Raw genomic sequence first — 6435 nt, forward strand, 5'->3', positions numbered from 1 at the left:
AGAAAATAAAAATAGTCTTGGTACTCGTCTTGGTTTCATTACACTCATTACCCCTTCAAAAAAGGCGATTGATGCTCACAAAAAAGATATGAAAAGCATCATCACAAAATGCAAGTCTCGTTCCCAACAGTAATGTTCCCCTCGACCCTGACAAACCTGCAAGATGGTCTGGAAAGCGTTACTATACCTAGCTTTCATCGATTTTGACTTCCATCTTTATAAGGCTTTCCACATAGTGGACAAAATTTATACCTCAACGACACCACCATCTCACCACAATTCCGACAACTAGCCCGCAACTGCGTACCGCACAGATAACAAAACTTAGCCCTAACATTTCCCCACATCGGGTCAGCAGCACCCCCAGGATTCCAACATTGGGGGCAAAACTTAATCGCTGGCATTGCCACAACCTCTTCCCCCCTGACAACAGCCTGCAAATAAGGAAACCGGCACGGACAAAGCCAAGGCAAGACCGCTAAGGAGCATACAGCGTTTGCTTTACCGTGTTGGGATGGGTATCAGTTTGTTCACCTATTTCTTCATAGCTCAGATAATTACCCTGTATCGCTTCTAGGATTGCGATCGCCCCACTCTTCAGCTTCTTATTCTCAATATATTTGTATAAACATCCCTTACGCTGTCTATGTTTTGGCTTGTTCACAGAGAGGAGGTGGTGTTCACTTTCCTCGCTTGAATTTTCGGGTGCTAACCCGCACATACCACATCTACCACTTAAATAGATGTGCTGTAATTCACAGCTAGGGCAGAGTACAAGCGGCTCTGATTGCTGTGTACACTCGTTAAGCAATTTATCCTCTAAGAATTTCACTTGATTGGGAAAAACCCTGATTTGTAAATCGTAATTATCCAATTTGACCCAAAATTCGGGGCTATCCTTTGTGTGATATCCAGACAAATAGCCCTTCTCACCTAAGTACTTTTTATGAGTAGTAATCTCAAAGCGATCGCCTACTTTAAAAAGTCGTTCCTCTAAGAAATTGAAATTGCCATAAGGTGAAAATACCTGCCTAAATCTCGACTGATTCTTACCCAAATAAATTAAGCAATGTGATTGCCTAGCAGGCATTTTAGGCTGATAGTTCACATCTAAAAACTTAATTCTTCCCTTCCAGAAGCAGATTAAATTTGATGAAATTAACGGGTGAAACCATTTTGTATCTGTTGCAACTGGGACGAGTGTGATTGTCATGGCTAGATAGTGCGATCGCAGTCTAATCACTACAAGTACTATGATCGTTAGCTATCAATCAACTATCAGGCTGTATCTTTTTATGCTGGAAGGAATTAAATTTGTGGGGCTGGATGAGGTGAAGCGGTTGCTAGATGGCTTGTCACAGGAAGAAAAAGAAACTTTGCTAACCGAGCAGATGAAAAAGCTATCGGCTGAGTCTAGGGCACGAGTTCTAGGGTTGTCTGAGTCTGGGCTGACGGTAATTACCGGTTCGTTTGTCAGTCTCAACTCTGATGTGTCAATTAACATCCAAAATGCCTCTGGGTTTGATGCAGAAGCGGTTTTTAAGGCATTGATAGATTTTCGCAGGTCAGAAAAAGAGTCGAAATAGGGTGCAAAAAAAATTATCTGCCAAATTCTTAGAGGATAAAGAGCGATCGCTTGTGTAGAGAGCGATCGCTATATTTTAAGTAGTTAAGCAGTAATGATTTTTCACATCATTTTTTAATGGTAAAAATGCATTGAGGGAATATTAGTAATAATTCTGATTAATCTGATTCTTAGAGGATAGGGAGCAACGCATTTGTTGAAAGCACGAAGTAGGGAGTGGGGGGAGACAAGGGGACAAGGGTAATAACTCCTCACTCCTAACTCACCAGTCCCAACGCTCAATCTAAAATTCCTAATGCCCTATGCCTTATCCCTAATAGGGATTTCGGGAAGTAAACCGCAGCGATCGCCTGCTTCCTACCCTGCCCCTGTATGATAATTTCAATATATGGCTGACTGGAAAGGAACTTTAGCAACTCAAAAACCTCTGGAATCGCTACGGAATCAAAGATAGAGGTATTGATGAAAGCCAAGTGCCAAAAATTTTAATTAGAGAAAAATTACTGGAACGTAATACATATCGCTATGGTGGGGAATACCAGTTCACAAAACTAGGTAAAATACCAGTCGGCGCATTGTCCTTGATGCTATTCAATCAAGTTCAAGAGCCATGGGGTCATTACGCGATATCAGCTTTTTCGCAGCTTTGATGTTATTCACCATGCCGCTACGAATCAGGCGGTTAATCACAAATGGTTGAAATAGCTCAATTGCCATTTCTCTAGGCAAACCGCACTGGTGAATTTTCAGCTTGGGTCCGACAACAATTACAGAACGTCCAGAGTAGTCAACCCGTTTACCTAACAAGTTTTGTCGGAAACGTCCTTGCTTACCCTCAATAATGTCGGACAAAGATTTCAGGGGTCGGTTATTTGCCCCTACCACAGTCCGTCCCCGCGCGTATGAGATGATTTAACTTCTTTTACTTCATCTAGTAGAGCATAACAGCGTGGAACTCTACCATCAATTTCACCCATTAGTTTGTAACGGTCAAAAAGCTGTTTTAATAAAGTTTCTGCTGCGATCGCACTCAATCCAGGTACTTTAGACAATGCAGATAAATCAAATCTGACAATGGGGAAATTCATTGATGGTTGGGGCTTACTGAAAATTCCATATTTCAACGTAGCCGCCAGTTTTAATAATAACTTTTGTGAGTCCTTACAACCATCTTCTACCCGACTTTGAAGTTCAGTTTCTAAGTCAGCAAAGGTAGGAGGTTCTAACGTCCAAGTTGATTGATTGTTTTGAAAAATACCTCTATTTTCGTAGCAACTTATCAAGGTATTTAAAACTAAACCTTCTTGGTTATCTCCCATCTTTAAAGATTTTCTCAGGATAGATGAGACAGCGATCGCTTGTCCTCACCCCTTTGATATTGGCTTTAATCAGATGAGTTGAACTGCTCTCATTATAAATATGTTGTACGCCGGACGGGCTAGCAATTAACCTGTTGAACTGGGTGAATAATCCGCCACTATTATTTATGTTGAAGACCGCGAGAGCGATCGCAATCAGCACCACCAGCACAAAATACTCAACGTTGCTGCCAGTCCTCAGTCTAAGATTTCTGTTCCCTGGACAAACACACCGGACAGGGGATGGCCAGAACATTTCCACACCGCCACGGGTAAAAACATCAGCAAACCAGCCGAAGGTGTAACCGATAGTGAGAGCGTGGATAAGGTTAACAAACTGAGGGTGAAACAGCGCTACTCCATAACCGACTATTGCGATCGCACTACTGGCAACTAAACTGTGAGTACAGCTGCGGTGTGGCATCCTGCTTTCAAAGAATGCGCTCACCCACGGGAGAACACGGCCGGCGGGTGAGGTTGAGATGTCAATGTCTGGGAGAAGTCCAGCGATCGCACCCACCGCGATAATCGTCGGGCTAGCGGTTCCGAGCAGTAGGCTGGTAGCCGTGCCGCTAATTAATAGGTGCGAAATGCCTAGCATTACCGTATCCTCCTGTCTTCTGGTGGAAGGTTGTACAGGAGTCGAGAAAGACCAGCCACATCCTAAATTTTGCATCGCAACAGTGAGCGTCATCGAGGATGAGGAAGGCTGTATTTTCCTCGCAATAAGTGGCGATCGCCCTTTTCAACTTGTCAGCAGTTAATGATTTCCCCTCTAGGTCTTTGGTGCGTAAGCGAAAGGGTCAATGCAAGGCATTTCCCCCGATTCTTTGATTTTGGTTTTTAGCTCATCTGGTAATAGGTTTGGATTTTCAATGAAGTGACGAGCGAGTATATTTTCTGCAATCAACGTACCAGCTGCTTTACCCTGTGCAGATTGTACGATGGCGGCGACATCATCAACTTGTCCTGAAGACTGCGATCGCTTCTGCTTGGGTACAACGAGTCAGAGCAATCTCAAAAAAAGTAACCAGTGGTGTGACTGCAACCCATAACCATGCTTGTTGCTGTTTGGGATTACAACCCTGGCGCAAGTTTGCTCCCAATAGTTCCGGGGGTATCTGCTTTAAATAGTTTGGGCGCTGTTCCATAACTCTCACATTACCAGATTCTGGTTCCACTGAGTTACGATCGCCCTTCTACCCCCCTGAACGGTTACGAAGCATAAGCCTTCCGTCACGGAAAAGTTATGCTTCCAGTGACACATAACTGTATGTCCTAATTGTGGTGAAAATTTAATAGATGATGAAGACAATGATGATTATGATGATTTTGTTCCTTCAGTCTGCAAGGGATGTAGTAATTATCATGGTGAGTTTTATGGAGAGAATCAGCTAATTTGTGCAATTCATCCTTATGGGTTGGGTGATGAAAATTGCCCAGATTTTTTATAGCGATCGCTACTCCTCATTTTTCCTCTAAGAAACTATGAAAGCACGAACGATAACAGCAACATTTAAATATTGCAATTCAGGGTCATACCGCCAACCTACACTACTGGGGTCGCGGTCTTTGCACCACCTCACAAACTCTGATTCACTTAGAGTTTCGCGCTTGCTACGTAAAGTTGCAACATCCGTAACCAACCTTAAAACTAAATTTTCCTCTTTAAAGGGCATGAGTTGGGGACTTTCCCCCGAATAGTAGTTCGAGTATGCAGACTTGCGCTGTCGTGCTGTGTTTTGGTTGCGTTGCAGCATCATCATCGCCCCTTCTAGTTGAGCAAGCCTGGTAGTTATAGCTTCTAATTTCGCTTCAAACTTTGCCTCTAAACTGCTTTCTATTTGGTGTAGACGAGTTTCTACCTCACTTTCTACACCATCCACAGCACCCAGGACGTGATGTAGCCCTTGAATTACTAAATTGGTGGCGGTGGTGTTGCGTTATGATGGCTGCGGCTCTAAGCGCCTCGGCTAAAGGCTTGGGCAGTTTGAAGTTGATTGATTCTCGTTCAACTTTCGCCATCTCTACACCCGTTTCTACATCAGCGTGTAGATTTTACCGTGATTGGGGCAACTTTCCCCCAGAACTGAAATTCGTGCTTCTGCGATCGCCCACAACTATATATATTGAGTGACGGTTGCACTTGGCATCGGCGATCGCCTCTCTCTACCTCTCCTTAGATGACAAGACTCGCAACGGCAACCACCCGAAACCCTATGAGTGCTTCTCTGTAGCTCGGATCGACACCTCGACGATGAGCAGATCGGCATATACTTGGACTGTTGTGGCATGAAGTCCCGCGCAGCAAACGAGAATGTTTTTCCTTATTAGTAAGCCAAGCCCTCCCGTCACTCGGCGCACCATCATAGTTACTGTGCCAGTGATCTGCACACCATTCCAAAATATTGCCGTGCATATCACATAAGCCAAAGGCATTCGCAGGAAACTGCCCAACGGGAGTAGTTGTTTGTCGGTAGATTCCTTTGGGGGCATTAGCGTAGATATAGTTACCGTTGTAATTCGCCAAATCCGTGGTAATTGTCTCACCAAAATGAAAGGGCGTAGTCGTCCCAGCGCGACAGGCATATTCCCATTCGGCTTCACTGGGAAGTCGGTATTCCCTGCTGGTGGCGATGGAGAGCCGCTTGCAGAATTCAACCGCATCATACCAAGATATCTGTTCTACAGGTCGGTTATCCCCTTTAAAGCTAGAGGGATCTGGATTGATATCGCGTTCAACTTTGTCTAAGGAAGAGACTGCCTGCCACTGTGCTTGAGTGATGGGATACTTACCCATGAAGAAGGGAGCAACAGTGACTAGATGCTGAGGGCTTTCATAGTCCCTTCTTTCTTTCTCAGACAATGGTGAACCCATCATAAAAGTGCCACCACGGATGATGACCATTTCTAGAGTGATGCCTTTGCCTAAGTCTTCAGTATAATGTTCTGCTTGTTTTTTTTCCCGCTTAATTTCTCGACCGCTTGCATTGACAGTGATTACGTCAAATTTATAGTTCCTTCTACCCGGTAACAAAGCAATTTCTCGGTAAAAGCGGGCTTCTGGATAGTCTGGTTGAATCTCTAGTGCTTTATCGTAACAGGCGATCGCTTTTTCGGCTTCACCTAAATTCTGTAATGCTCTTCCTTTGTTGTACAAAATTTCTGCCAGTTCTGGTTGAAACTCCAGTGCTATATCAAAACTAGCTACTGCCTCTCGATAGTGTTCTAATTGAGCTAACTGCAAACCCCTTTGGTAGTAAACGTCTGCTTGATTGAGTCGATAGGGAGCTTGAAGTTGTTCTATAAAAGGCGCAACCCACTCTTTAAGAAACTCTGATTCTAGTTGGAATAATTGTGGTTCGTACTGGAGTTTAGACTAAGCTATACAAAATGACCCAGCAGGGCTGAGTTAATCAGAGACTTAGCAAAAGTATGAATAATCTAAGGTATTAAACAGCAACAGATGCTTCTTTACGTGGTGGAGTTACT

General features: G+C 43.9%; 10 protein-coding genes and 1 pseudogene. 3 read left to right on the forward strand and 8 right to left on the reverse strand.

The window, feature by feature from the left end:
- Positions 1–194: 194 nt before the first annotated feature.
- Together LC653_RS43955 and LC653_RS43960 are read right to left on the reverse strand one after the other, a co-directional pair.
- Complete coding sequence (locus LC653_RS43955) at positions 195–404, reverse strand: double zinc ribbon domain-containing protein (RefSeq protein WP_229501542.1); 210 nt, start codon at positions 402–404, stop codon at positions 195–197.
- 74 nt (positions 405–478) lie between these two features.
- The gene (locus LC653_RS43960) at positions 479–1213 is read right to left on the reverse strand and encodes a hypothetical protein (protein ID WP_229501543.1); all 735 of its coding nucleotides are present in this window, start codon (positions 1211–1213) and stop codon (positions 479–481) included.
- A gap of 82 nt (positions 1214–1295) precedes the next feature.
- Between LC653_RS43960 and LC653_RS43965 the strand changes: the two genes are divergently transcribed.
- Entirely contained in the window at positions 1296–1586 is a 291-nt protein-coding gene (locus LC653_RS43965) for a hypothetical protein (RefSeq protein ID WP_229501544.1), read from the forward strand.
- Positions 1587–2197: 611 nt separating this feature from the next.
- Here the strand turns inward: LC653_RS43965 and rpoC1 are convergent.
- The 3 genes and pseudogenes from rpoC1 to LC653_RS43980 form a co-directional block, all read right to left on the reverse strand.
- A pseudogene (gene rpoC1, locus LC653_RS43970) lies at positions 2198–2482 on the reverse strand (DNA-directed RNA polymerase subunit gamma); the annotation flags it as partial.
- Complete coding sequence (locus LC653_RS43975) at positions 2464–2904, reverse strand: hypothetical protein (RefSeq protein WP_229501545.1); 441 nt, start codon at positions 2902–2904, stop codon at positions 2464–2466. The gene LC653_RS43975 and the pseudogene rpoC1, both read right to left, overlap by 19 nt.
- Positions 2894–3544 carry a metal-dependent hydrolase gene (locus LC653_RS43980; RefSeq protein WP_229501546.1) on the reverse strand — a complete coding sequence of 217 codons (651 nt, stop codon included), beginning with the start codon at positions 3542–3544 and terminating at the stop codon, positions 2894–2896. Before LC653_RS43980 ends, LC653_RS43975 begins: the two co-directional genes overlap by 11 nt.
- On the opposite strand from LC653_RS43980, the gene LC653_RS43985 reads away from it, so the two are divergent.
- Positions 3534–3707 carry a hypothetical protein gene (locus LC653_RS43985; protein WP_229501547.1) on the forward strand — a complete coding sequence of 58 codons (174 nt, stop codon included), beginning with the start codon at positions 3534–3536 and terminating at the stop codon, positions 3705–3707. The genes LC653_RS43980 and LC653_RS43985 overlap by 11 nt on opposite strands.
- Before the next feature lie 195 nt (positions 3708–3902).
- Here the strand turns inward: LC653_RS43985 and LC653_RS43990 are convergent, their stop codons facing one another.
- Positions 3903–4124 (reverse strand): hypothetical protein, encoded by a 222-nt coding sequence (locus LC653_RS43990; RefSeq protein ID WP_229501548.1) that lies wholly within the window; start codon positions 4122–4124, stop codon positions 3903–3905.
- A gap of 297 nt (positions 4125–4421) precedes the next feature.
- Entirely contained in the window at positions 4422–4829 is a 408-nt protein-coding gene (locus LC653_RS43995) for a hypothetical protein (RefSeq protein ID WP_229501549.1), read from the reverse strand.
- Positions 4830–4888: 59 nt separating this feature from the next.
- Between LC653_RS43995 and LC653_RS44000 the strand changes: the two genes are divergently transcribed.
- On the forward strand, positions 4889–5080 hold the full coding sequence (locus LC653_RS44000; protein WP_229501550.1) for a hypothetical protein: 192 nt from the start codon (positions 4889–4891) through the stop codon (positions 5078–5080).
- Between the two features lie 42 nt (positions 5081–5122).
- Here LC653_RS44000 and LC653_RS44005 read toward each other — a convergent pair whose 3' ends face one another.
- On the reverse strand, positions 5123–6190 hold the full coding sequence (locus LC653_RS44005; RefSeq protein WP_308189248.1) for an SUMF1/EgtB/PvdO family nonheme iron enzyme: 1068 nt from the start codon (positions 6188–6190) through the stop codon (positions 5123–5125).
- Positions 6191–6435: the final 245 nt, after the last annotated feature.

Source organism: Nostoc mirabile CHAB5784 (assembly GCF_020829645.1).
Lineage (GTDB): Bacteria > Cyanobacteriota > Cyanobacteriia > Cyanobacteriales > Nostocaceae > Nostoc > Nostoc mirabile.

What these genes read in the sequence shown, in the direction of transcription:
- LC653_RS43985 (WP_229501547.1), top strand. Translation starts at nt 3,534, where the DNA reads ATGCCTAGCATTACCGTATCCTCCTGTCTTCTGGTGGAAGGTTGTACA.
- LC653_RS44000 (WP_229501550.1), top strand. Translation starts at nt 4,889, where the DNA reads ATGATGGCTGCGGCTCTAAGCGCCTCGGCTAAAGGCTTGGGCAGTTTG.
- LC653_RS43980 (WP_229501546.1), bottom strand. Translation starts at nt 3,544, where the DNA reads ATGCTAGGCATTTCGCACCTATTAATTAGCGGCACGGCTACCAGCCTA.
- LC653_RS43955 (WP_229501542.1), bottom strand. Translation starts at nt 404, where the DNA reads ATGCCAGCGATTAAGTTTTGCCCCCAATGTTGGAATCCTGGGGGTGCT.
- LC653_RS43960 (WP_229501543.1), bottom strand. Translation starts at nt 1,213, where the DNA reads ATGACAATCACACTCGTCCCAGTTGCAACAGATACAAAATGGTTTCAC.
- LC653_RS43965 (WP_229501544.1), top strand. Translation starts at nt 1,296, where the DNA reads ATGCTGGAAGGAATTAAATTTGTGGGGCTGGATGAGGTGAAGCGGTTG.
- LC653_RS43975 (WP_229501545.1), bottom strand. Translation starts at nt 2,904, where the DNA reads ATGGGAGATAACCAAGAAGGTTTAGTTTTAAATACCTTGATAAGTTGC.